Consider the following 208-nt stretch of genomic DNA (forward strand, 5'->3'; position numbering starts at 1 on the left):
CCCCGGCGGCTGGCGCGACCATCAGTTCCCCGACGGCACCGTGGTGTTGACCTCGCCCACCGGGCACATCTACCGCAGCCAGGCCCACGGCGCGAGCCTGTTTCCGGCCCTGGGCCAACCCACCGGCGAACTCGACCTGCCCACCGACCCGCTCCCCCCGGACCCCGACCGGCTGGCGAAGATGCCGCGGCGCAAACAAACCCGCGAC

At 73.6% G+C, this 208-nt stretch carries 1 pseudogene; it reads left to right on the forward strand.

Annotation, left to right across the window (positions count from 1 at the left end):
* Window positions 1–208 (forward strand): annotated as a pseudogene (locus tag MELE44368_RS26825) (HNH endonuclease); the annotation flags it as partial.

It is taken from the genome of Mycolicibacterium elephantis DSM 44368 (assembly GCF_004014805.1).
In the GTDB taxonomy this organism is placed as follows: Bacteria; Actinomycetota; Actinomycetes; order Mycobacteriales; family Mycobacteriaceae; genus Mycobacterium; species Mycobacterium elephantis.